Here is a 23095-nt window from a genome sequence, read left to right on the forward strand (position 1 = left end):
TCAAACTGCGGAACCTTGGGCACCTCGATCTTCGGCGGCGGTGGCGGCGCAGGCAGCGGTGGAGCGAGCCGCGCGCGTCCGGCGAGACATATTGCGCGCGGGCGGCCGGCTCTACCAACAGAGTAGCCAAGAGCGCAAAGCAGATCGACAATCGTCTCATGGGGGAACATGTCGTGCGCCAGGCGCCCCTATTCAACCTCACTATTCTTCAGGCGCGTTCTCGATCGGATCAAATCTGGTTGCGTCCAGACCCAGCAGGTTCCACGACTGCTGCATGTGCGGCGGCAACGGCGCGGTGGCGTCGATCACGCCGCCGCGCGGATGCGGGATGACGATCCGGCGTGCGAGCAGATGCAGCCGGTTCTGCAAGCCGCCGGGCAGCTGCCAGTTCTCGATGTTGAAATATTTGGGATCGCCGACGATGGGATGGCCGATATGGGCCATGTGGGCGCGCAGCTGGTGGGTGCGGCCCGTCACCGGCTTCAGCGACACCCAGGTCAGCTTGTTACCGGCGGTCTCGACCACGGCGTAGTACGTCACCGCGTGGCTGGCGCCCTCATCGCCATGCTGGGCGATGCGCATGATGGTGTCGTCCTCGCCCTCCTCCTTCGCAAGGAAGGTCGAGATGCGCCCCTGCTTCGGCTTCGGCAGGCCCGGCACCAAGGCCCAATAGACCTTTCGCGCCGAGCGCGAGCGGAACGCGCCGGTCAGGTGTGAGGCAGCGAAGCGCGTCTTGGCGATCAGGAGACAGCCCGAGGTCTCGCGATCGATACGGTGGACGAGACGCGGCTTCTGGCCCTTGGCATCGCGCATCACCTCCAGCATCTGGTCGATGTGCCGCGTCATCCCCGAGCCACCCTGCACGGCAAGGCCGGCCGGCTTGTTCAGGACGAGGACGTCGTCGTCCTCCCAGATCGTCATCTCCTTCAGCGCCTTCAGCGTCTTCTGCGCGGCCTCCGAGAGCTCGCCGACGACCTTCGGCGCATCGAGCTTGAGCGGCGGGATGCGGACGCTCTGTCCCTCCTCCAGCCGGTCTTTGCTGTCGACGCGCTTGCCGTCGACACGCAGCTCGCCTTTGCGCACGACACGCTGGATGTGGGAGAACGACAGGCCGGGAAAGCGCGCTTCCAGGAAACGGTCAACGCGCATGTTGTTCTCGTCGGCCGTGACCGTGACGGTCTGCACCTTGGTCGGCAGCAGCGCCTCGACCGACTTTTCAGGCGCAGGCCTCTCCTGGACCGCTTTGGGCGGACGCCGCTCGGCGCGCTCGCCAACAAAGCGCGGCGGCTTACCGCCGGGCTTGCCACCCGGACGCGGTCCGGCCTTCTTCGCGCTACGCGCCTGATGCGGCCGCGAGTCGTCGCGCTCGTCACGCGAGCGCGGCTTTGGGTTCATTCTCTTGATGCGGCGGCTCATGGTTGCCTGCGTACCCTAAAAGCGGCCTTCCGTCACGACGAAATGGCCGCTTCTAGGGCGAGCCGCCCCGCTCCTTGCGCAGCTTGGCCCAGTAATCCAGCCGCTTCCTGATCTCGCGTTCAAAACCCCGCTCGGGCGGGTCGTAGAAGGTCTGGCGGCCCAGGGCCTCCGGGAAGTAGTCCTGGCCTGAGAAGGCGTCCGGCGCATCGTGGTCGTATGCGTAGCCGGAGCCGTAGCCTTCCGACTTCATCAGCTTGGTCGGGGAATTGAGGATGTGCTTTGGCGGTAGCAGCGAGCCGGCCTGCTTGGCGACCTGCATCGCGCTGCCAAAGGCGGTGTAGACCGCGTTCGATTTCGGCGCGGTGGCGAGATAGACCACGGCCTGGGCGATGGCGAGCTCGCCCTCGGGATGGCCGAGGAAGTCGAAGGCGTCCTTGGCGGCATTGGCGATGACGAGCGCCTGCGGATCGGCCAGCCCGATGTCCTCGACCGCCATGCGCACGACGCGGCGGGCCAGGAACAGCGGGTCCTCGCCAGCGTCCAGCATGCGCGCGAGGTAATACAGCGCGGCATCGGGATCGGAGCCGCGCACCGATTTATGCAGCGCCGAGATGAGATTGTAGTGGCCGTCGGCCGATTTGTCGTAGATCGGCGCGCGGCGCTGCAGAATCTCCTGCAGCTGCGCGGCATTGAAAATCTCGTCCGCCCGCGCCGAACGCCAGACTTCTTCGGCGAGCGTCAACGACGCACGGCCATCGCCGTCGGCCATGCGCACCAGCACCGCGCGCGCCTCCGCATCGAGTGGCAGCTTCCTGCCCTCGACGGCTTCGGCATGCACGAACAGCTTTTCGATCGCGGCGGCATCGAGCGAGCGAAATACCAGCACGCGCGCACGCGAGAGCAACGCCGCATTGAGCTCGAAGGACGGGTTCTCGGTGGTAGCGCCGACCATGACGACAGTGCCGTCTTCCATCACGGGCAGAAACGAATCCTGCTGGGCGCGGTTGAATCTGTGCACCTCATCGACGAACAGCAGCGTGCCCTTGCCCATCTCGCGGCGGGCACGCGCGGCGTCGAACGCCTTCTTGAGGTCGGCGACGCCGGAGAACACCGCCGAGATCTGTTCGAAATGCAGATCCGTCGCGTCAGCCAGGAGCCGTGCCACCGTGGTCTTGCCGGTGCCGGGCGGGCCCCAGAACACCAGCGAGCCGAGCGTGCGCGTCTCCAGCATGCGCGTCAGCGCACCATCGGGGCCGAGGATGTGATCCTGGCCGACGACCTCCGACAGCGTGCGCGGGCGCAGCCGGTCCGGCAGCGGATGCGGAGCATCGTGTTCGAGCCCCGCCGCAGCAAAGAGAGTCGGTGTCTCCGTTGGTCGCTTCGGACTCATCCGCCCAGCGTGACGTTGATCTGCTGGCCACCACGCACCAGCGTGATGCGCCAGATCCGTGCCCGTTCACCTGCAGCCTTCTCGAGGTCGCCGGTCTTGCTGATCTTCTGATTGTTGACGGCCAGGATGATGTCGCCCTTCTGGAAGCCCACACTCGCAGCCGCGGTATCGCCGCCGATATCGGTGATCACAACGCCTTCGGTGTCGGCATCCAGACGCAGCTCATCGGCGACGGCCGGCGTGATGGTCGAAACCTTCGCGCCCTGGAACGGCGAACGCGCGGTGACGACGAGCTCGTTGCGCCCGGTGTCGGGCGCGGTCTCCAGCGCTACCGTGAGCTTCACCGACTTGCCGCCGCGCTGCACGTCGAGCTGCGCGGTGCCGCCGAGCGGACGGGTTGCGAAGCGATAGTCGAAGGCGTTGGGATCATCCACGATCTGGCCGTCGATCCCGGTGATGAGGTCGGAGGATTTCAGGCCGGCTTTCGCCGCCGGACCGTTCGACACCACGCTCGCGACCAGCGCACCGGTCGGCGAGCGCAAGCCGAGGCTCTCGGCGATGTCGGGCGTCACCGCCTGCAATTTCGCACCGAGCCAGGGCCGCTTCACCGCCTTGCCGCCGCTCTTGGCGGAGGCGACGACGACGCGCACCATGTTGGCGGGAATCGCAAAGCCGATGCCTTGCGAGCCGCCGGAGCGCGAATAGATCGCGGTATTGATGCCGGCGAGCTTGCCACCCATGTCGACCAGCGCGCCGCCGGAATTGCCCGGGTTGATCGCCGCATCCGTCTGAATGAAGAACTGATAGTCGGTGATGCCCACTTGCGTGCGCGCCAGCGCCGAAATGATACCCTGGGTCACGGTCTGGCCGACGCCGAACGGATTGCCGATCGCGAGCACGACGTCGCCGACCAAGAGCTCATCGGAATTGGTGAAGTCCAGCGTCGGGAACTTCTCCTTGCTGTCCTTCAGGCGCAGCACGGCGAGATCGGTCCGGGAATCCTTGAGCAGGATCTCGGCCTCGAACTCGCGCTTGTCCGACAGCGACACCTTCACCTGGTCGGCGCCCTCGATGACGTGGACGTTGGTGACGACGAGGCCGGAGGCATCGACGATGACGCCGGAGCCGAGCGAGCGCTGCATCTGCTCGGGCTGCTGGCCCGGCACGCCGAAGAAGCGGCGGAAGATCGGATCGTCCAGTAGCGGATTGCGGTTCTGCACCACCTTTGCGGCATAGACGTTGACGACCGCCGGCTGCACCCGCTGCACGATCGGCGCATAGGACATCCGCAGCTCGGCCGGCGACGACGGGACCCGACGGTCCTGCGCTGCAGTCGGATTGAAGGTGGCCGAAAAGGCTATGCACAGCGCCGTAAGGGCGGCAGTCCAGGTCGCTCGAAACATTCCTACCTCTTGGAAATGACGCCGGAATATAGGCGCGTTCGCCCCCCAATAGAAGAGCGCCGGAGGGCAATATTCGGCCGCCTCGAAGCCGTGTCCGGGATGCAAGGGTGCCGTGCGAATCGGCCATTTGCCCGGCGGCGGATTGGCATGATGTGCGTCATCTTGCATGGTGGTGTGAGGCGGATTCGGTTGCGGCGAATTTGCATCAGTAGGAACCGACGCAACCGCTCGCAGCGTCGCGGGGCAGTCATCGATCACACCTAGGCTCTCCGTTCGCGACTTGGGGAAAACAGTCAGATGATGGAGCGTAACGTGAGCAGAACAAGAATTGCGGCCACCGCGATTGGTCTCGCCGGCGCGCTGGCGGCCTCGCAGGCCCAGGCCCAGTCGGCAAGCAGCAGCGAGCAGGAGATCGCGCTGTTGAAGCAGCAGTTGAAGATGCTCGAGCAGAAGCTCGACAAGCTGCAGAGCCAGACCGCGGCGAACACGGCAGCCGCAGCAAAGGCGAAAGTCGAAGCCAAGGCAGAGGCAAAGGCCGAGGCGCGCGCGGAGGCAAAGGCCGCGGTGGCCAATGCCAACGCGGCAATCCCCGTCAAGGGGCCGGCGCCGGCGTCCGGCGTCGTCGTGACGATGCCGAACAACCGGCCGACGATCTGCACCGCCGACCAGGCCAACTGCGTCGCCATCACCAGCCGCCTGCATTGGGATGTCGGCGGCTATGACTATCGTCCCAACACCGCGGCCACCGTGCCGCAAAAGCTCGATAGCGGCCAGAACGTCCGCCGCGCGCGCATCGGTGTCACCGGCAAGTTCTTCCACGATTGGAATTTCGCACTGGTCTACGATTTCGGCGGCTCGTCCGACGGATTTGGCGGCGCCGCGCCGGGATCGCTGCCCGGCGGCGGCGTCTCCGGCGTCGAGAACGCCTATATCAGCTATACCGGCCTGAAGCCGTTCGGCGGCAAGATGGCGATCGAGGCCGGCATCATGGACCTGCCCTACACCATGGATGAAGCCACGAGCTCGAACGACATCATGTTCATGGAGCGCGCCTCGCCCGGCGTGATCGCGACCAACATCGCCGCCGGTGACTTCCGTTCCGCAGCCGGTGCGCGCTGGTTCAACGACCAGCTCTGGATCGGCGGCTATGTCACGGGACCGACGACCGGTGCGATCCATTCCGCCTCGAGCGCGGCGCCGCCCGGCACCAGCGAGCAATATGGTGCCGTGGCGCGCGTCGCCGGCAATCCGATCAGCACCAAGGACTACTCGGTGCATATCGGCGCCAATGCGCAATGGCTGATCCAGCCGCCGCGCAATCTCATCGCCAACACCCAGACGGTCACGCTCAGCGATCGTCCGGAATTGCGGCTCGACCCGACCACGCTGATCTCGACCGGCGCTATCGCCAATGCCTCGGGCGCGCAGGTCTACAGCGTCGAGGCGGCGGCGACCTACGGTCCGTTCATCGTCCAGGGCGAGTATTTCTGGTACAATGTCGATCGCACCGCCAACACGGCCGTGCCGCTGACGGGTGCACCGAGCCTGAAATTCCAAGGCGGCTACGCGCAGGCCGGCTATGTGCTGACCGGCGAAGGCCGCTCCTACAATGCGGCGAACGCGGCCTATAGCGGCGTCAAGCCGGCACATCCGTTCTCGCTCGACGGCGGCGGCTGGGGCGCGTGGGAGATCGCAGGACGGTTCTCGACGATCGACCTCAACGATCAGCTCGCGACCGCGAGCGGCGTCGCAGGCGGCCGGCAGACCGTCTATACGCTCGCGCTCAACTGGTACGTCAACGGCAACGTGCGCTTCATGCTCGATTATCTGCACGGCACGGTGTCGCGACAGGCCTCGCCGATCTCGACCGCCGACGTCGGCTCGAAGTTCGACGCGGTCGCGATGCGCACGCAGTTCGCGTTCTAGAGCATGATCCGGAAAAGTGTGAAGCGGTTTTCCGAAAAGATCATGCTCAAACAAAACCTAAAGCGCGATCGCGCTTTAGAACGCGCTCGTTCGGGAGCGGCAGCGTCCGCTCCCGAACGATCACGCCGCGCGCTTCTTCTTCACGACCACGGGCGGCGGCGCGCAGGACAACCGCTCCTGGTGGCTCTCGCCCCAGGCCTTCAGGATGTCGATCACGGGCCTCAGGCTCTCGCCCAGTTCGGACAGGCAATACTCCACCCGCGGCGGCACCTCGGCATAGACCTTGCGGATGACGAGCCGGTCTTCCTCCAGCGCGCGCAGCTGCTTCGTCAGCATGCGCTGGGTGATGCCAGGCATCCGGCGGCGCAATTCGCCGAAGCGCTGGGTGCCGCTCTGCAGATGGTAGAGGATCACGCCCTTCCACTTGCCGTCGATCAGGTCCAGCGTCGCCTCGACCGAGCAGCCTGGACGGCGGGCGAAATTACGGCGTTTCATGCGGCCTTTTCCCAATAGTATCCAAACAGGGACTATATCCCCAAATTTACAGTACTTGCCAAATCGGAGCCAGAGCGACAGTTAGGGCAGCGGGCGAACAAAGCCATCTGATGGAGACACGCCATGAAAGCCGTCGGCTACAAGAAATCGCTTCCGATCGAGGACGCGGAATCACTGTTCGATTTCGAGACCGCTAAACCCGACCCCAAAGGGCGCGACATCCGCGTCGCGGTGAAAGCGATCTCGGCCAATCCGGTCGACTACAAAGTGCGCAAGCGCGCCGCCCCGCCCGAGGGCGAGACCAAGATCCTCGGCTATGACGCGGCCGGCGTGGTCGATGCGGTCGGGTCTGAGGTCACGCTGTTCAAGCCAGGGGACGAAGTGTTCTACGCGGGCTCGATCCTGCGCCAGGGCACCAACGCCGAATTCCATCTGGTCGACGAGCGCATCGTCGGCGCCAAACCGAAGAGCCTGTCGTTCGCCCAAGCCGCCGCTCTTCCCCTCACCTCGATCACCGCCTGGGAGCTGCTGTTCGACCGGCTCGGTGCGGTGCCGGGCAAGAGCGTCGATCCGCGCACGCTGTTGATCACGGGCGGCGCCGGCGGCGTCGGCTCGATCCTGATCCAGCTCGCCCGCCGCCTCACCGGGCTGACGGTGCTCGCCACCGCGACACGGCCGGAGTCGCAGAAATGGTGCCTCGATCTCGGCGCGCATGCGGTGATCGACCATGGCAAGCCGATGAAGGAGCAGATCGAGAAACTGAACCTGCCGCCGGTCGCACTCGTGGCCAGCCTCACCTTTACCGACCAGCACTACAAGGCGATTGCGGAATTCATGGCACCGCAGGGCAAGTTCGGCCTGATCGATGATCCTCCGGAGTTCACGATTGCCGCATTCAAGGGCAAGGCAATCTCGGTGCACTGGGAATCGATGTTCACGCGCTCCTCGTTCCAGACGCCTGACATGATCGCGCAGCATCATCTGCTCAATGACGTGGCCGACCTCATCGACAAGGGCGTGTTGCGCACCACACTCGACCAGACCTTCGGCACAATCAACGCAGCCAACCTGAAGCGCGCGCACACGCTGCTTGAAAGCGGCAAGTCGCGCGGCAAGATCGTGCTGGAGGGGTGGTAGGCTAAGGCTTCGTCAGGTGGGCAAGGCGCACTTGCGCAGTGCCCACCATCTCTCTCTAGTCGCGACAATGGTGGCACGCTTCGGTTTGCCCACCCTACGGCACCGGTGTCCCTTCAACGAACAACAGCCGCCGCTCCAGCGCCGTCTGCCGCAACTTGAGCGCTTCGGCATATTCCGGCGAGGCGTACCATTCCTTCAGCCGCCCCATCGACGCGAATTCGACGATGATAATGGCCTTTGGCGGCAAATTGCCTTCGGCAAGCTCGGCCTTGCCGCCGCGGACGAGATAGCGCCCGCCGTACTGCGCGACCGTCCTGGCGGCAAGTGCGCGATAGGTTTTGAAGTCCTCGGGATCGCGCACCTCGACCTCCGAGATCACATAGGCCGCCATGCGCATCTCCTCAGGCGATCGTGTTGACGATGCCACCTTCTGCGCGCAGCGCTGCGCCGTTGGTGGCGGATGCCTCCTTCGAGGCGACATAGACCACCATGTTGGCGATCTCGTCGACGCTGGCGAAACGCTGCAGCAGCGAGCTCGGGCGATGCTGCTTGACGAAGTTGGCGGCGGCCTCGTCCACGGACTGGCCGTTCTGCTTCGCGAGATCCTTGACGAACGTCTCGACGCCCTCCGACATGGTCGGGCCCGGCAGCACGGAATTGACGGTGACGCCGGTGCCGCTGGTGAGCTGCGCCAGGCCGCGCGCCACCGAAAGCTGGGCCGTCTTGGTCATGCCGTAGTGGATCATCTCGACGGGAATGTTGAGCCCGGATTCCGAGGAGATGAAGACGATGCGGCCCCAATTGCGCTTCAGCATGCCCTTCATGTAGGCGCGCGACAACCGCACGCCGCTCATCACGTTGACCTCGAAGAAACGGCTCCAGTCCTCGTCGGAGATGTCGAAGAAATCCTTGGGCTCGAAGATGCCGGCATTGTTGATGAGGATGTCGACCTCGGGCAGCGCCGCAACGAGTGCCTTGCAGCCTGCCGCGGTCGAGACGTCGGCCGCGATGCCGCGGACCTTGGCGCCCGTCCCTTCCAACCTGCGCACCGCCGCATCGACCTTGTCCTGGCCGCGGCCGTTGATCACGACGCTGGCGCCGGAGCCGGCGAGCCCCCTGGCGATGGCGTGGCCGATGCCGGCGGTCGAGCCGGTGACGAGGGCGGTTTTTCCGGAAAGGTCGATCTTCATGCGATATCTCCATGGATGCGGATGGAGATATCGGAAGCGGCTCCCTTAGCTGCAATCGGGGCTCACCGACGCGTGAGGAGCGTGAATGGGGGCACGGGGCGCCAAGAGAGCGCCTTTGTCCACCCGACCGTTCCAACAAAAAAGCGGCGCCAAAGGCGCCGCTCTTGAAACGTCATGCCGATCGGGCTTTACGCCGCCTCGGCTTCCTTCTCCTGCACCGGGCCGGAATCCTGGCCCTTGGCATCGACGTCGCGATCGACGAACTCGATCACGGCCATCGCGGCGTTGTCGCCGTAGCGGAAGCCGGCCTTGATGATGCGGGTGTAGCCGCCCTGACGGTCCTTGTAGCGGGTCGCCAGCGTGTCGAAGAGCTTCTTGACCATGTCGACGTCGCGCAGCTCGGAGATGGCCTGACGGCGCAGCGACAGGCCGCCCTTCTTGCCGAGGGTGACGAGCTTCTCGACGATCGGGCGAAGCTCCTTGGCCTTGGGCAGCGTGGTGACGATCTGCTCGTGCTTGATCAGCGCGGCCGCCATGTTGGCGAACATCGCCTTGCGGTGCTCGGCCGTGCGGTTGAGCTTCCGATGAACCTTGCCGTGACGCATGTGTGTAGTCCTTCTTCGATTGTGTCGCGGTGGTTCAGCGACTGGTTTTCAGGTGGGCTTCCTGCGTTCGCCCTAGGCTGCGAGTGGCGAATGGTGAGTAGCGAATAGATCTTCTTCCCCTACTCGCCACTCCCTACTCGCCATTCGCTCAGTAATGATCCTCGAAGCGCTTGGCGAGCTCGTCGATGTTCTCCGGCGGCCAGCCCGGTACTTCCATGCCGAGGTGCAGACCCATCTGGGCCAGCACTTCCTTGATCTCGTTCAGCGACTTGCGGCCGAAGTTCGGGGTGCGGAGCATTTCCGCCTCGCTCTTCTGCACGAGGTCGCCGATGTAGACGATGTTGTCGTTCTTCAGGCAGTTGGCCGAACGCACCGACAGCTCGAGCTCGTCCACCTTCTTGAGGAAGGCCGGGTTGAAGGCGAGGTCCGGGATGATCTCCTGGGCGACTTCCTTGCGCGGCTCTTCGAAGTTGACGAACACGTTGAGCTGATCCTGCAGGATGCGGGCGGCGTAGGCCACCGAGTCATCCGGCGTGATCGCGCCGTTGGTCTCGATCGTCATGGTCAGCTTGTCGTAGTCGAGGATCTGGCCCTCGCGGGTGTTCTCGACCTTGTAGGAGACCTTGCGGACCGGCGAGTACAGGCTGTCGACCGGGATCAGGCCGATCGGCGCATCCTCGGGACGGTTGCGCTCGGCGGGCACGTAGCCCTTGCCGGTCGAGACCGTGAACTCCATGCGGATCTCGGCGCCCTCGTCGAGCGTGCAGATCTGCAGATCGGGGTTGAGCACGACCACATCGCCGACGGTCTGAATGTCGCCCGCGGTGACGACACCCGGGCCCTGCTTCTTCACGACCATGCGCTTGGGGCCCTCGCCCTGCATCTTGATCGAGATGTCCTTGATGTTGAGCACGATGTCGGTGACGTCCTCACGGACGCCCGCGATCGAGGAGAACTCGTGCAGCACGCCGTCGATGTGCACCGACTGCACCGCCGCGCCCTGGAGCGAGGAGAGCAGGATGCGGCGCAGCGCATTGCCGAGGGTCTGGCCGAAGCCACGCTCGAGCGGCTCGGCGACGATGGTCGCGAAACGCGAGGAATCGCTGCCGGGCGTGACCTGGAGCTTGTTCGGCCGAATCAGTTCTTGCCAATTTTTCTGGATCGTCACTGTTTCACCCATACAGGCCAGTCAATTTGACGGTGCAAATACTGGCGTTGGAGAAAGGCCGCAGATCATTCCCGCGGCTTCTTGCAAAGTCGCCGCGGGCGCCGACGCGCCCGCAGCTCGTCAAAATCAAACGCGCCGACGCTTGCGGGGACGGCAGCCGTTGTGCGGGATCGTGGTCACGTCGCGGATCGAGGTGACGGTGAAGCCGGCAGCCTGGAGCGCGCGGAGCGCCGATTCGCGGCCCGAACCGGGACCGGCGACCTCGACTTCCAGCGTGCGCATGCCGTGCTCCTGCGCCTTCTTGGACACGTCCTCGGCGGCAACCTGCGCGGCATACGGGGTCGACTTGCGCGAGCCCTTGAAGCCCATCGTGCCGGCCGAGGACCAGGCGATCGTATTGCCCTGCGCGTCGGTGATGGTGATGGTCGTGTTGTTGAACGACGAGTTCACATGCGCGACGCCGGAGGCGATGTTCTTGCGCTCACGACGACGAACGCGGGTGGCTTCCTTGCCCATTGAGTCCCTTTCCTGAAGATCTCAAACGCCGCCGTAATGCCAGCGGCTACACCTATGGAAGCGAATAGCGAGTAGCGAGTGGCGAATAGGGAAGCCCCCTACTCGCCACTCGCCACGTCCGATTCGCCAGTTTACTTCTTCTTGCCGGCGATGGCCTTGGCCGGGCCCTTGCGCGTGCGCGCATTGGTGTGGGTCCGCTGACCGCGCACCGGCAGACCGCGACGATGACGCAGGCCGCGATAGCAGCCGAGGTCCATCAGACGCTTGATGTTGATGCCGACCTCACGACGCAGGTCGCCCTCGACGAGATAGTCGCGGTCGATCACTTCGCGGATCTGGAGCACTTCGGCGTCGCTGAGCTGATTGACGCGACGATCCACGGGGATCTTCACCTTCTCGAGGATCTCACCAGCGATCTTCTGGCCGATGCCATGGATGTACTGGAGCGCGATCAGCACGCGCTTGTTGGTGGGAATGTTCACGCCGGCAATACGGGCCACGGCCTTCTCTCCTGTTGCCGATCCCTCGTCAGGGATCGGGCTTTAAGTGCTTGCTTTCTCGGGCAGGTGTTCACAAACGCGAACACGACGCCCACCCCCGGTCTTCCTGGGGCCCGGCATCGTCTGAAACTATCCGACTTGGATGCGGGGCTTATTAAGGGATTCCGGGGGCTTTCGTCAACCGCTGCTAGCGCTTGGCTCGCTTTTTCGTGACCTTTTTTGCGGCCTTTTTGGCACCCTTTTTGACCGACTTCTTGGCTGCTTTCTTGACGGCTTTCTTGGAGGCTTTCTTGGCCGCCTTCTTTGGGCCTTTCACCGCCGATTTGGCGGCCTTTTTAGCCGATTTGACGCCCTTTTTGACCGTTTTTGCCGGCCTTGCCGCCGCCTTCTTCCCCGCCTGGGCCTTTTTAGCCGGCGCCGCCTTGGCGGCGCTCCGGGCATGCGTCTTGGGCTCGACCGCCCCCAGAGCCAGCAGCTGGCGATGGATGGCGCGGGTGACCTCGTCGATGGTCATCATGCCGTCGATGGTCGAGAGTTTCCGCCGCTCGGAATAGTAGTGAATCAGCGGTTCCGTCTGGCTGCGATAGCTGGCCAGCCGCTTGGTCAGGACCTCCGGGGTATCGTCGAGCCGGACCTCCTCGCCGCGCTCCCGCATTTGGGCGACGCGGGTCTCGACGCGGCTCAGAAGCGCACTCTCATTGACCCGGAGCTCGATCACCGCGTCCAGCTTGAGGTGCTTGCGCTTGAGCAGCTCGTCCAGCGCCTCGGCCTGCGGCACGGTGCGGGGGAAACCGTCGAGGATGAAACCGCTCTTGGCGTCCGGCTGCTCGATGCGGTCGGAAATGATTCCCACCACGACGTCATCGGGCACGAGGCCGCCGCTCGCCATGATCTCCTTGGCCTTCAACCCGACCGGGGTGCCGGCCGCAACCGCGGCACGCAGCATCTCGCCAGTCGAGAGCTGGACGATGCCATAGCGCTGCACCAGGAGCTGGGCCTGGGTCCCCTTGCCCGACCCCGGCGGTCCCAGAAGTATAATTCTCATCGGCGTACGCCCCCCGGATTGGTGAGCGACACCTCGCGCACCTGCGTTTTGATATCAAGGACGGTGCAAACCACAACCAGCACTGCACCACCATTGACGACCATACTATAAGGCAGCCCGATCCCGTAAAGCTCGAACACCTCCGGAATCAACTGCAACGCCGTCAGGTAGACGGCTCCGACGACTGTCGTCAATGACACGACGCGATCGAGATAGTCCGCGGTGGCCTCGCCGGGACCGACACCGGGAATTGCGCCCTCATGGCGGGTCAGGGATTTGGCGGTGTATTCGGGATCGATCACATAAGCAGTGTAGACGAAGGCGAGCACGAACACGGCGATCGACACGAGAATGAGGTGCGCCGGCTGCCCCAGCTGGAGATGCCGGTAGGTTGCGGCAACCAGGGGATGATCGCCTCCCAGGATGAAGCCCGCAAAGGCAAGCGGCAGATAGAATATCCACGGCGCCACGGTGACGGGAATCACGAACCCGGCGCTGTTGAGCTTAATCGGCAGTATTGCATCGCGCACAGGCAGTTGCCGCGTACCGACGCTTTGTGCTGCGAACTGGACCCGGATATTTCGCCGCGCACCTTCGACAAGCACGATCACGACGACGATCGCGATCCAAAACACGACATGGCCGAGCACAAGATTGCCCGAGATCGTCCCGCTCCGCACGAGATCCGCGATACCGGCAATGTTTTGCGGAACGGCGACGATGAAGCCGGCACTCAAGATCAGCGCCAAGCCATTGCCGATGCCGTAGCGGGTCATCTGTTCGCTGAGCCACACCAGCACGACGACGCCGCCGACCATCGAGGCCGTAGCCGTCGTCACGAACCAGCCGTCGGGATTTTTGACGAGGCCCGGGATCGACGTCAGTGCCGAGGCGATGCCGTAGGCCTGAAAGGCCGCAATTCCGAGTGTGAGCCCGAGCGTGGCACGTGCGATCTTACGCCGTCCGCCCTCGCCGGATCGTTCGAGCGAACTCAGGCCGCGCCACACCATGGACAGCAGCCGGATCAAGATTGCCGCAGTCAGATAGGGAATGAGGCCGAGCGCAAAGATCGAAAGCCGGGAGACGAGATCCAGCGCCGGCGAGACGTCGGAGAGATTCAGTCCCGCAATCGGGATCTGCGTGCCGAGCCTGAAAAGGAGCAGCGCGCCGATCGTGAAAGCGATTCGGCGCGCGAGCTCCCTGCTCATCTACGGCGGCCCCGCAGCTTGGACTTGCGGATCAGACCTTCATACTGGTGCGCCAGCAGATAGCCCTGGACCTGCGCCACCGTGTCCATGGTGACGCTGACGACGATCAGCAGCGAGGTGCCGCCGAAATAGAACGGCACCGAAGCGTAGGAGATCAGGATTTCCGGGATCAAGCAGACGATGGCGAGATAAATCGCACCCAGCACGGTGATGCGCGACAGCACATAGTCGATGTATTCCGCGGTGCGTTCGCCCGGGCGAATGCCGGGAATGAAACCGCCGTGCTTCTTCAGATTGTCCGCGGTCTCGGTCGGGTTGAACACGATCGCGGTGTAAAAGAAGGCGAAGAACACGATCAGCGCCAGATACATGATCAGGAACAGCGGACGGCCATGGCCGAGCTGTGTGGTGATCCACTGGAACCATTCCGGCCCGCTGCCCGTGTTGAAGTTCGCAACCGTCGTCGGCAAGAGGAGCAGCGAGGATGCGAAGATCGGCGGGATCACGCCGGAGGTGTTGAGCTTGAGCGGCAGATGCGAGGACTGGCCCTCGAACATCTTGTTGCCGACCTGGCGCTTCGGATACTGGATCAAGAGGCGGCGCTGGGCGCGCTCCATGAAGACGATGAAGGCGATCACGACGACGGCCATGATGATGACGACCAGGATCAGGCCGGTCGACATCGCGCCCTGACGGCCGAGCTCGAGCATGCCGGCGAGTGCCGCGGGCAACTCGGCGACGATGCCGGCGAGAATGATCAGCGAAATGCCGTTGCCAATGCCGCGCGAGGTGATCTGCTCGCCGAGCCACATCAGGAACATGGTGCCGCCGGTCAGCGTGATAGAGGTCGAGAGCAGGAAAAACAGTCCAGGTTCGCTGACGACATTGCCGGCGCCCTGAAGTCCTACCGCGATGCCGTAGGACTGGAACGCGGCCAGGATCACCGTGAGATAGCGGGTATACTGATTCAGCGTCTTGCGGCCGGCTTCGCCTTCCTTTTTCAGCGCTTCGAGCTGCGGCGACACTGTGGTCAACAGCTGGATGATGATCGAGGCCGAGATATACGGCATGATGTTCAGCGCGAAGATCGCCATGCGGTTGATGCCGCCGCCGGCGAACATGTTGAACATGCCGAGGATGCCGCCGGCCTGCGAGCGGAACACCTGTTCCCAGGCGCTCGGGTCGATGCCGGGCAGCGGAATGTAGGTCCCGAGCCGATAAACGAGCAGCGCACCCAGGGTGAACCAGATGCGCTTCTTCAGTTCGTCGGCCTTGGCAAACGCGCCGAAATTGAGATTGGCTGCCAGTTGTTCCGCTGCAGAGACCATCTTGGACTTTCTCCCGCCGCCTATTGCGCCGTTGATGCCCGCGGCCGGGCTGAATTAGCGGACGCCGGACATTATCTGGGGCTCGGCTTCGATAAGTCCACGTCCCGCATGCGTAAAGGCCCGCGAGGCGCGGGCCAATGACGCAGTTGTTACGCCGCCTCGCCTTCTTCCTTGGGCTGGGCGAGGATCTTCACCGAACCGCCGGCCTTCTCGACCGCGGCGATCGCGGTCTTGCTGGCGCCGTGCACTTCGATGTTGAGCTTGGACTTGAGCTCGCCTCGGCCGAGCAGCCGCAGGCCGCCCTTGGCGCGGCGCAGCACGCCGCCTTTCACCAGGGCCTCGACATTGACGACGCTGCCGGCGTCGATCTTCTTGGCGTCGACCGCTTCCTGGAGCCGGTCGAGATTGATCTCGGCGAACTCGACGCGGAAGATGTTGTTGAAGCCGCGCTTGGGCAGACGGCGATGCATCGGCATCTGGCCGCCTTCGAAACCCTTGATGCGCACGCCCGAACGCGCGGTCTGGCCCTTGCCGCCGCGGCCGGACTGCTTGCCCTTGCCGGAACCGATGCCGCGGCCGACGCGCATACGCTTCTTGCGCGAGCCGGCGTTGTCGGCGATATCGCTGAGCTTCATCGCCCTTCTCCTTGTGTCTTGCGCACGATCTTCACCGAAAACCGCTTCCCGCTCTCCGGGACCGTGCGCCTTTGCTTACTTCTCGTCGATGATGCGGACGAGATGGTGAACCTTCTCGATCATGCCGCGGACCGCCGGGGTATCCGGCAGTTCGCTGGTGCGGCCGATCTTGTTGAGCTTGAGCCCGATCAGGGTCGAACGCTGCGAGTGATGGCGGCGGATCGCGCTGCCGGTCTGCTCGACCTTGATCGTCTTTGCGGTCTTGGCCATGGGAGTCTACTCCGAAAAGCTTCCGTTAGTCGGCGGCCGCCTCGGCATCGCCGCCGATACGACGGGACTGGAGGGTGGACACCTTGATGTTGCGGCGGGCTGCGACCGAACGCGGCGAATCCTGGTGCTTGAGCGCGTCGAAGGTCGCGCGCACCATGTTGTACGGGTTCGACGAGCCGATCGACTTCGCCACCACGTCCTGGACGCCGAGCGTCTCGAACACGGCGCGCATCGGGCCACCGGCGATGATGCCGGTACCGGCCGGAGCTGCACGCAGATAGACACGGCCCGCGCCATGACGGCCGGCGATGTCGTGATGGAGCGTGCGGCCCTCGCGCAGCGACACCCGCGTCAGGTTGCGCTTGGCGGACTCGGTCGCCTTGCGGATCGCCTCAGGCACTTCGCGCGCCTTGCCGTGACCGAAGCCGGCGCGGCCCTTCTGGTCGCCGATCACGACCAGCGCTGCGAAACCGAAGCGCTTGCCGCCCTTGACGACCTTGGCCACGCGGTTGATGTGGACGAGCTTGTCGACGAACTCGCTGTCGCGCTCCTCGCGCTCCCTGCGTTCACGTCCGCCGCCGCGTTGATCGCGTCCACCACGTTGTTCGCGTTCTGCCATTTTTCTAATCCTTCAGAGACTTACGCCTCAATCCTCAAATTCTGTTAGAAGCTCAGCCCACTCTCACGCGCTGCATCGGCAAGAGCCTTGACGCGCCCGTGATAGAGATAGCTGCCGCGATCGAACACGACCTCCTTGACACCCTTCTCTGCAGCGCGCTCAGCCAGCAGCTTGCCGACCGCCTTCGCCGCATCGATGTCGGCGCCGGTCTTGCCGCCGTCGCGCATCGACTTCTCGAGCGACGAAGCAGAGGCCAGCGTCTCGCCCTTCAGGTCATCGATGACCTGGGCGTAGATGTGCTTGGAAGAGCGGAACACCGACAGGCGCGGACGGCCGCCGGCGGAACGGCGCAGCTTCAGCCGCACACTCCGCTTGCGCCGGGCATTCGTAACCTTGGCTTTCGACATGACCGGCTCCGTTACTTCTTCTTGCCTTCCTTGCGGAAGATGAATTCGCCCACATACTTCACGCCCTTGCCCTTGTAGGGCTCCGGCGGACGATAGGAGCGGATCTCGGCGGCGACCTGGCCGACGCGCTGGACGTCGCTGCCCGCCACCGTGATCTCGGTCGGCTTCGGCACGGTGATCGTGATCCCCTCGGGGATCGGGTAGATCACGTCATGGCTGTAGCCGAGCGCGAGCTGCAGGTTCTTGCCCTGCATCGCGGCGCGATAGCCGACGCCGGTGATCTCGAGCTTCTTCTCGAAACCCTTGGTGACGCCTTCGACCAGATTCGCGACCTGGGCGCGAGCGGTGCCGTAGAGGGCCCGCGCGCGGTTGGTCTCGGTCCGCGGCTTGACCTTGACCTGGCCGTTCTCGAGCTTCACCTCGACGTCGTCGTGGACGACGAACTGAAGCTGGCCCTTCGGCCCCTTCATCTTGACGGTCTGCCCATCGACGGTCGCGGTCACACCCGACGGAACCGCCACAGGCCTTTTGCCAACTCGTGACATGGATGAAAAATCCTTCTCAGAACACCGTGAAGAGGACTTCACCGCCCACATTCGCGTCGCGCGCGCTGTGGTCGGCCATGATCCCCTTCGGCGTCGACAACACCGAAATGCCGAGACCGTTGTTCACCCGCGGCAGGTTCTTCACCGAGGCGTAGACTCTGCGCCCGGGCTTGGAAACGCGCTCAATCTCGCGAATGACGGGCTCGCCGTCGAAATACTTCAGCTCGATCTCGATCTCGCTGCGGCCCGAGGAGTGCTCGAGCGTGGCGTAACCGCGGATGTAGCCCTCAGCCTTCAGAACCTCGAGCACGTTCTCGCGCATCTTCGAGCCAGGCGTGGAAACCTTGGTCTTCGAACGCATCTGCGCGTTGCGGATACGGGTGATCAGATCGCTGATTGGATCGTGCGTAGACATCTAAACGACCCTCCTTACCAGCTGGACTTCACGAGGCCCGGGACCATGCCCTTGGAGCCAAGTTCGCGCAGCGCGATACGGGACAGCTTGTTCTTGCGATAGTTCGAGCGCGGACGGCCCGACAACTCGCAACGCAGGCGGATGCGGGTCGCCGACGAGTTGCGCGGCATTTCCGCCAGCTTCAGGGTCGCGGCGAACCGCTCCTCCATCGGCAGCGTCTTGTCGGCGATGATCGCCTTCAACCGCTCGCGCTTGGCGGCGGCGTTCTTCACCATCCGCTTGCGCCGGTTGTTCTTCTCGACTGAACTCTTCTTTGCCATGCTTGGCTCCTGGGTATCCGCGTTTGAGAGGCTCTAAGTCAGCGTCTCACTGCCGGAACGGGAAATTGAAAGCGGTCAACAAGGCCCTCGCCTCTTCGTCGGTCTTGGCCGTGGTGCAGACGGTGATGTCCATACCGCGGGCTTCCGTGACCTTGTCGAAGTCGATCTCGGGGAAAATGATGTGCTCCTTGATGCCGAGCGAGTAGTTGCCGCGGCCGTCGAAGCTCTTCGGGTTCAGGCCGCGGAAGTCGCGCACGCGCGGCAGCGCGACGTTCACCAGGCGATCGATGAACTCGTACATGCGGGCCTTGCGCAGCGTAACCTTGCAGCCGATCGGCTGGTTCTCACGCAGCTTGAAGGTCGCGATCGCGATGCGCGAATAGGTGACGATCGCCTTCTGGCCGGCGATCTGGGTCAATTCGGCAGCGGCGGTCTCGGCCTTCTTGCGGTCGTTGACGGAATCGCCAACGCCCATGTTCAGCACAACCTTGTCCAGGCGCGGAACCTGCATGACGTTCTCGTAACCGAACTTCTCGGTCAGAGCCGTGCGGATCTTCGCGTCATATTCCGCGCGCAGGCGCGGCGTGTAAGCGGCCTCAGCCATCGATCTCAGCTCCCGAGCTCTTGGCGATGCGGACCTTCTTGCCGTCCGCCAGAATCTTGAATCCGACGCGGGTCGGCTTTCCGTCCTTGCCGACATACGCGATGTTGGACAGTTGGATCGGCGCCTCTTTCGAGATGATGCCGCCCTCCTGGGCCTGCGTCTGCTTCTGGTGACGCTTGACCATGTTGATGCCGCGCACCAGCGCGGTGCCGGCGTCGGGGCGAACCTCGAACACTTCGCCGGTGCGGCCCTTGTCGCGGCCGGTCAGCACGACGACCTTGTCGCCCTTGCGGATCTTCGCAGCCATCACAGCACCTCCGGCGCGAGCGAGATGATCTTCATGTGGTTCTTGGCGCGCAGCTCGCGCGGCACGGGCCCGAAGATACGGGTGCCGACCGGCTCGGACTGGTTGTTGATCAGCACGGCGGCGTTGCGGTCGAAACGGATGACCGAGCCGTCGGCGCGGCGGATGTCCTTGCGGACGCGCACCACGACGGCCTTCATCACGTCGCCCTTCTTCACCTTGCCACGCGGAATGGCTTCCTTGATCGACACGACGATGATGTCGCCGATCGTGGCGTAGCGGCGCTTGGAGCCTCCGAGCACCTTGATACACATGACACGGCGTGCGCCAGAATTGTCGGCCACGTCGAGGTTGGTCTGCATCTGAATCATTGATGCACCTCGTCCTCTTTCTCTTTGCGCCAGCCCAGCCGGCGCTCAACATTTCCCTGAAGTCAGTCGGCTAAAGCCAACAGATCAGGCGCTTTTCTTGTGTTCGCCCCGGATCACGACCCAGCGCTTCAACTTCGAAATCGGCTTCGTTTCCTCGATCCACACCATGTCGCCCGGCTTGAACTGGTTGCTCTCGTCGTGCGCGTGGTAGTTCTTCGAACGGCGGATCGTCTTCTTGTAGATCGGGTGCGTGAAGCGGCGGTCGACGCGCACCACGATGGTCTTGGCTTGCTTGTCGCTGACGACCACGCCCTGCAAAGTACGTTTCGGCATCTTCGTAAGCCTCTTACTTCTTCTTCGCGCGCGTCTGCGCGGCGATGGTCTTGATCCGGGCGATGTCGCGGCGGGCCTCGCGCAGGCGCGAGGTGTTCTCGAGCTGCCCGGTGGCGCGCTGGAAGCGCAGGTTGAAGCGCTCCTTCTTCAGGTTCAGGATGGCCTCATCCTGCTGGTCGGGGCTCATCGCGCGGATGTCTTCGATCTTCATCTGTGCCATGGCCATTACTCCGCAATGCGCTCGACGAAGCGCGTCTTGATCGGCAGCTTGGCGGCCGCCAGGGTCAGCGCCTCACGCGCCGTCTGGGTGTTGACGCCGTCGATCTCGAACAGCACCCGGCCCGGCTTGACGCGCGCGACCCACAATTCCGGCGAACCCTTGCCGGAGCCCATGCGGACTTCGGCCGGCTTCTTCGACACCGGAACGTCGGGGAACACGCGGATCCAGACGCGGCCAGCGCGCTTCATGTGGCGGGTCAGCGCGCGGCGGGCGGCTTCGATCTGGCGCGCGGTGACGCGCTCAGGCTCGGTCGCCTTCAGGCCGAACTGGCCGAACGCCAACGTCGCGCCCGAAGACGCAACGCCGTGGATGCGGCCCTTATGCGCCTTCCGGAACTTCGTTTTCTTAGGTTGCATCATGGCTTTAAGCCCTCAAATTCCTGTCTGGCCTTAGGCAGCGGCCGTCTCGCGGCGCTGACGGCCACCGCGATCGCCACTGCCGCCGGTCTCGCCTTCGGCCATTCTCTTGTCCTGGGCCATCGGATCGTGCTCGAGGATCTCGCCCTTGAAGATCCAGACCTTGACGCCGCAGGTGCCGAAGGTCGTGAACGCGGTCGCAACGCCGTAGTCGATGTCGGCACGCAGCGTGTGCAGCGGCACGCGGCCTTCGCGGTACCACTCCATGCGCGCGATTTCCGCACCGCCCAGACGTCCCGAGCAGTTGATGCGGATGCCCTCCGCGCCGAGACGCATTGCCGACTGCACGGCGCGCTTCATGGCACGGCGGAACGCCACGCGGCGCTCGAGCTGCTGCGCGATCGATTCGGCCACCAGCGTCGCATCGAGCTCCGGCTTGCGGATCTCGACGATGTTGATGACGACGTCGGACGAGGTGATGTCCGCGACCCTCTTGCGCAGCTTGTCGATGTCGGCGCCCTTCTTGCCGATCACCACGCCCGGACGGGCCGAGTGGATGGTGACGCGGCACTTCTTGTGCGGACGCTCGATCACGATGCGGGCGACGGCCGCCTGCTTGAGCTCCTTGTGCAGGATCTCGCGGATCTTGACGTCCTCGTGCAGCAGCTTGCCGTATTCCTGCTTGCCGGCGAACCAGCGGGAATCCCAGGTCCGGTTGATGCCGAGACGCAGACCGATCGGATTGATCTTTTGACCCATCGTGTTCTCCTGCGCCCTTAAGCGGCGGCTTCAGCTTCGACCTGACGAACGATGATCGTCAGCTGCGAAAACGGTTTGTAGACACGGCCCGAGCGGCCGCGGCCGCGGGCGGCGAAGCGCTTCATCACGAGGCCATTGCCGACGAAGGCCTGCGCCACGACGAGATCGTCGACGTCGAGGTCGTGGTTGTTCTCGGCGTTGGCGATCGCCGATTCCAGGCACTTCTTCACGTCGACCGCGATCCGCTTGCGCGAAAACTGCAGGTCGGCGAGCGCGGCAGACGCCTTCCGGCCGCGAATGAGCTGGGCGACCAGGTTGAGCTTCTGCGGGCTCACCCGCAGCATCCGGGCGACCGCCTTGGCCTCGTTGTCGGCGAGGCTCCGTTCGCGCTTAGGTTTGCTCATCGTTTAATCCTCAAGCCTTCTTGGCTTTCTTGTCGCCGGAGTGGCCATGGAAGGTCCGGGTCGGCGAGAACTCGCCGAACTTGTGACCGACCATTTCCTCGTTCACGGCCACCGGCACGTGCTTCTGACCGTTGTAGACGCCGAAGGTCAGGCCGACGAATTGCGGCAGGATCGTCGAGCGACGGCTCCAGATCTTGATGACGTCGTGACGGCCGGACGCGCGCGCGGCATCTGCCTTCTTGAGCAGAGAACCCTCGACGAACGGGCCTTTCCAGACTGAACGAACCATGTCCGGCGTTCCTTACTTCTTCCGCTTGTGGCGGCTTAGGAGAATGAATTTGTTGGTCGACTTGTTGGTGCGAGTCTTCTTGCCCTTGGTCGGCTTGCCCCACGGGGTGACCGGGTGGCGGCCGCCCGAGGTACGACCTTCACCACCGCCGTGCGGATGGTCGATCGGGTTCATCGCGACACCGCGGTTGTGCGGCCTGCGGCCCATCCAACGCTTGCGACCGGCCTTGCCGATCGAGGTGTTCATGTGATCCGGGTTTGACACCGCGCCGATCGTGCCGCGGCAACGACCGTGCACCAGGCGCTGCTCGCCCGAATTCAGGCGGATGATGACGTAGTCCTGGTCGCGGCCGACGAGCTGGGCGTAGGTGCCGGCGGAACGCGCCAGCTGGCCGCCCTTGCCGATCTTGACTTCGATGTTGTGGATGATCGTGCCGACCGGCATGTTGCCGAGCGGCATGACGTTGCCCGGCTTCACGTCGACGTAATTGCCGGCGATGATCGTGTCACCCACCGCCAGGCGCTGCGGCGCCAGGATGTAGGCCTGCTCGCCGTCCTGATACTTGATCAGGGCGATGAAACCGGTGCGATTGGGATCATACTCGAGACGCTCGACGGTCGCGGGCACGTCGATCTTCTCACGCTTGAAGTCGACGGTACGCAGCGTCTGCTTGTGACCACCGCCGCGGAAGCGCACGGTGATGCGGCCGGTGTTGTTGCGGCCGCCCGAGGACTTCTTGCCTTCGGTGAGCGCCTTGACCGGCTTGCCCTTGTAGAGGGCCGAACGATCGACCATGACCAGCTGGCGCTGGCCCGGCGTCGTGGGATTGAATGTCTTCAGTGCCATCGTCGTACGAC

General features: G+C 64.1%; 32 protein-coding genes. 2 read left to right on the top strand and 30 right to left on the bottom strand.

The window, feature by feature from the left end:
* Positions 1-201 precede the first annotated feature (201 nt).
* The 3 genes from ACTEK7_RS33075 to ACTEK7_RS33085 are packed head-to-tail and all read right to left on the bottom strand — an operon-like array spanning position 202 to position 4209.
* Positions 202-1416 carry an RluA family pseudouridine synthase gene (locus ACTEK7_RS33075; RefSeq protein ID WP_036041468.1) on the bottom strand — a complete coding sequence of 405 codons (1215 nt, stop codon included), beginning with the start codon at positions 1414-1416 and terminating at the stop codon, positions 202-204.
* Positions 1417-1468: 52 nt separating this feature from the next.
* Positions 1469-2806, bottom strand: a complete 1338-nt coding sequence (locus tag ACTEK7_RS33080) for a replication-associated recombination protein A (protein ID WP_036027579.1) — start codon at positions 2804-2806, stop codon at positions 1469-1471.
* Positions 2803-4209, bottom strand: coding sequence for a DegQ family serine endoprotease (locus tag ACTEK7_RS33085; protein WP_036027581.1), 1407 nt, complete (start codon positions 4207-4209; stop codon positions 2803-2805). Before ACTEK7_RS33085 ends, ACTEK7_RS33080 begins: the two co-directional genes overlap by 4 nt.
* 312 nt (positions 4210-4521) lie before the next feature.
* Between ACTEK7_RS33085 and ACTEK7_RS33090 the strand changes: the two genes are divergently transcribed.
* Positions 4522-6135 carry an OprO/OprP family phosphate-selective porin gene (locus tag ACTEK7_RS33090; protein ID WP_074448164.1) on the top strand — a complete coding sequence of 538 codons (1614 nt, stop codon included), beginning with the start codon at positions 4522-4524 and terminating at the stop codon, positions 6133-6135.
* 120 nt (positions 6136-6255) lie between these two features.
* Here the strand turns inward: ACTEK7_RS33090 and ACTEK7_RS33095 are convergent, their stop codons facing one another.
* Positions 6256-6630 (bottom strand): winged helix-turn-helix transcriptional regulator, encoded by a 375-nt coding sequence (locus tag ACTEK7_RS33095; protein WP_036011060.1) that lies wholly within the window; start codon positions 6628-6630, stop codon positions 6256-6258.
* 123 nt (positions 6631-6753) lie between these two features.
* Between ACTEK7_RS33095 and ACTEK7_RS33100 the strand changes: the two genes are divergently transcribed.
* A complete protein-coding gene (locus ACTEK7_RS33100; RefSeq protein ID WP_225147667.1) occupies positions 6754-7767 on the top strand; it encodes a zinc-binding alcohol dehydrogenase family protein in 1014 nt (337 codons plus the stop codon).
* Between the two features lie 94 nt (positions 7768-7861).
* Here the strand turns inward: ACTEK7_RS33100 and ACTEK7_RS33105 are convergent, their stop codons facing one another.
* From ACTEK7_RS33105 to rplB, 26 genes are all read right to left on the bottom strand, one after another.
* The gene (locus tag ACTEK7_RS33105) at positions 7862-8158 is read right to left on the bottom strand and encodes a DUF1330 domain-containing protein (protein ID WP_225147668.1); all 297 of its coding nucleotides are present in this window, start codon (positions 8156-8158) and stop codon (positions 7862-7864) included.
* A gap of 10 nt (positions 8159-8168) precedes the next feature.
* Positions 8169-8957 carry an SDR family NAD(P)-dependent oxidoreductase gene (locus tag ACTEK7_RS33110; RefSeq protein ID WP_109143365.1) on the bottom strand — a complete coding sequence of 263 codons (789 nt, stop codon included), beginning with the start codon at positions 8955-8957 and terminating at the stop codon, positions 8169-8171.
* A gap of 188 nt (positions 8958-9145) precedes the next feature.
* Positions 9146-9562 (bottom strand): 50S ribosomal protein L17, encoded by a 417-nt coding sequence (rplQ, locus tag ACTEK7_RS33115; RefSeq protein WP_025036979.1) that lies wholly within the window; start codon positions 9560-9562, stop codon positions 9146-9148.
* A 148-nt stretch (positions 9563-9710) separates the two neighbouring features.
* Positions 9711-10742 (bottom strand): DNA-directed RNA polymerase subunit alpha, encoded by a 1032-nt coding sequence (locus ACTEK7_RS33120; RefSeq protein ID WP_036011050.1) that lies wholly within the window; start codon positions 10740-10742, stop codon positions 9711-9713.
* Between the two features lie 114 nt (positions 10743-10856).
* Positions 10857-11246 carry a 30S ribosomal protein S11 gene (gene rpsK, locus ACTEK7_RS33125; RefSeq protein WP_007603045.1) on the bottom strand — a complete coding sequence of 130 codons (390 nt, stop codon included), beginning with the start codon at positions 11244-11246 and terminating at the stop codon, positions 10857-10859.
* A 131-nt stretch (positions 11247-11377) separates the two neighbouring features.
* Positions 11378-11746, bottom strand: coding sequence for a 30S ribosomal protein S13 (rpsM, locus tag ACTEK7_RS33130; RefSeq protein ID WP_008549231.1), 369 nt, complete (start codon positions 11744-11746; stop codon positions 11378-11380).
* A gap of 187 nt (positions 11747-11933) precedes the next feature.
* The gene (locus tag ACTEK7_RS33135) at positions 11934-12791 is read right to left on the bottom strand and encodes an adenylate kinase (RefSeq protein WP_036011049.1); all 858 of its coding nucleotides are present in this window, start codon (positions 12789-12791) and stop codon (positions 11934-11936) included.
* Entirely contained in the window at positions 12788-13999 is a 1212-nt protein-coding gene (locus ACTEK7_RS33140) for a preprotein translocase subunit SecY (protein ID WP_225147669.1), read from the bottom strand. The genes ACTEK7_RS33135 and ACTEK7_RS33140 overlap by 4 nt, the downstream gene beginning before the upstream one ends.
* A complete protein-coding gene (gene secY, locus ACTEK7_RS33145; RefSeq protein WP_036011045.1) occupies positions 13996-15327 on the bottom strand; it encodes a preprotein translocase subunit SecY in 1332 nt (443 codons plus the stop codon). Before secY ends, ACTEK7_RS33140 begins: the two co-directional genes overlap by 4 nt.
* Before the next feature lie 149 nt (positions 15328-15476).
* Positions 15477-15962: a 50S ribosomal protein L15 gene (gene rplO, locus ACTEK7_RS33150; protein WP_036011044.1), complete on the bottom strand. Its 486-nt coding sequence runs from the start codon at positions 15960-15962 to the stop codon at positions 15477-15479.
* Between the two features lie 75 nt (positions 15963-16037).
* Positions 16038-16232 carry a 50S ribosomal protein L30 gene (rpmD, locus tag ACTEK7_RS33155; protein WP_225147670.1) on the bottom strand — a complete coding sequence of 65 codons (195 nt, stop codon included), beginning with the start codon at positions 16230-16232 and terminating at the stop codon, positions 16038-16040.
* Positions 16233-16257: 25 nt separating this feature from the next.
* Complete coding sequence (gene rpsE, locus ACTEK7_RS33160) at positions 16258-16851, bottom strand: 30S ribosomal protein S5 (protein WP_025036985.1); 594 nt, start codon at positions 16849-16851, stop codon at positions 16258-16260.
* Positions 16852-16895: 44 nt separating this feature from the next.
* On the bottom strand, positions 16896-17258 hold the full coding sequence (rplR, locus tag ACTEK7_RS33165; protein WP_024342458.1) for a 50S ribosomal protein L18: 363 nt from the start codon (positions 17256-17258) through the stop codon (positions 16896-16898).
* 11 nt (positions 17259-17269) lie between these two features.
* Positions 17270-17803 (bottom strand): 50S ribosomal protein L6, encoded by a 534-nt coding sequence (rplF, locus tag ACTEK7_RS33170; RefSeq protein WP_036011036.1) that lies wholly within the window; start codon positions 17801-17803, stop codon positions 17270-17272.
* A 16-nt stretch (positions 17804-17819) separates the two neighbouring features.
* Positions 17820-18218, bottom strand: coding sequence for a 30S ribosomal protein S8 (rpsH, locus tag ACTEK7_RS33175; protein WP_024342456.1), 399 nt, complete (start codon positions 18216-18218; stop codon positions 17820-17822).
* A 14-nt stretch (positions 18219-18232) separates the two neighbouring features.
* Positions 18233-18538, bottom strand: a complete 306-nt coding sequence (rpsN, locus tag ACTEK7_RS33180) for a 30S ribosomal protein S14 (protein ID WP_028137018.1) — start codon at positions 18536-18538, stop codon at positions 18233-18235.
* A 46-nt stretch (positions 18539-18584) separates the two neighbouring features.
* Positions 18585-19142, bottom strand: a complete 558-nt coding sequence (rplE, locus tag ACTEK7_RS33185) for a 50S ribosomal protein L5 (protein ID WP_025036988.1) — start codon at positions 19140-19142, stop codon at positions 18585-18587.
* Entirely contained in the window at positions 19135-19449 is a 315-nt protein-coding gene (gene rplX, locus ACTEK7_RS33190) for a 50S ribosomal protein L24 (protein WP_011088142.1), read from the bottom strand. Before rplX ends, rplE begins: the two co-directional genes overlap by 8 nt.
* Positions 19449-19817 carry a 50S ribosomal protein L14 gene (rplN, locus tag ACTEK7_RS33195; protein WP_007603030.1) on the bottom strand — a complete coding sequence of 123 codons (369 nt, stop codon included), beginning with the start codon at positions 19815-19817 and terminating at the stop codon, positions 19449-19451. The genes rplX and rplN overlap by 1 nt, the downstream gene beginning before the upstream one ends.
* Positions 19818-19901: 84 nt before the next feature.
* The gene (rpsQ, locus tag ACTEK7_RS33200; protein ID WP_024342452.1) at positions 19902-20150 is read right to left on the bottom strand and encodes a 30S ribosomal protein S17; all 249 of its coding nucleotides are present in this window, start codon (positions 20148-20150) and stop codon (positions 19902-19904) included.
* 13 nt (positions 20151-20163) lie between these two features.
* Complete coding sequence (rpmC, locus tag ACTEK7_RS33205) at positions 20164-20370, bottom strand: 50S ribosomal protein L29 (RefSeq protein WP_025036989.1); 207 nt, start codon at positions 20368-20370, stop codon at positions 20164-20166.
* Positions 20371-20375: 5 nt separating this feature from the next.
* Positions 20376-20789 carry a 50S ribosomal protein L16 gene (gene rplP / locus ACTEK7_RS33210; RefSeq protein ID WP_008136349.1) on the bottom strand — a complete coding sequence of 138 codons (414 nt, stop codon included), beginning with the start codon at positions 20787-20789 and terminating at the stop codon, positions 20376-20378.
* 30 nt (positions 20790-20819) lie between these two features.
* Positions 20820-21545: a 30S ribosomal protein S3 gene (rpsC, locus tag ACTEK7_RS33215; protein WP_036011029.1), complete on the bottom strand. Its 726-nt coding sequence runs from the start codon at positions 21543-21545 to the stop codon at positions 20820-20822.
* A 17-nt stretch (positions 21546-21562) separates the two neighbouring features.
* Positions 21563-21949 carry a 50S ribosomal protein L22 gene (gene rplV / locus ACTEK7_RS33220; protein ID WP_008549264.1) on the bottom strand — a complete coding sequence of 129 codons (387 nt, stop codon included), beginning with the start codon at positions 21947-21949 and terminating at the stop codon, positions 21563-21565.
* Positions 21950-21959: 10 nt separating this feature from the next.
* Positions 21960-22238 carry a 30S ribosomal protein S19 gene (gene rpsS, locus ACTEK7_RS33225; RefSeq protein ID WP_008136357.1) on the bottom strand — a complete coding sequence of 93 codons (279 nt, stop codon included), beginning with the start codon at positions 22236-22238 and terminating at the stop codon, positions 21960-21962.
* 12 nt (positions 22239-22250) lie between these two features.
* On the bottom strand, positions 22251-23084 hold the full coding sequence (gene rplB / locus ACTEK7_RS33230) for a 50S ribosomal protein L2 (RefSeq protein ID WP_024342450.1): 834 nt from the start codon (positions 23082-23084) through the stop codon (positions 22251-22253).
* Between the last annotated feature and the right edge of the window lie 11 nt (positions 23085-23095).

The sequence above is a fragment of the Bradyrhizobium sp. JHI2711 genome (genome assembly GCF_056156565.1).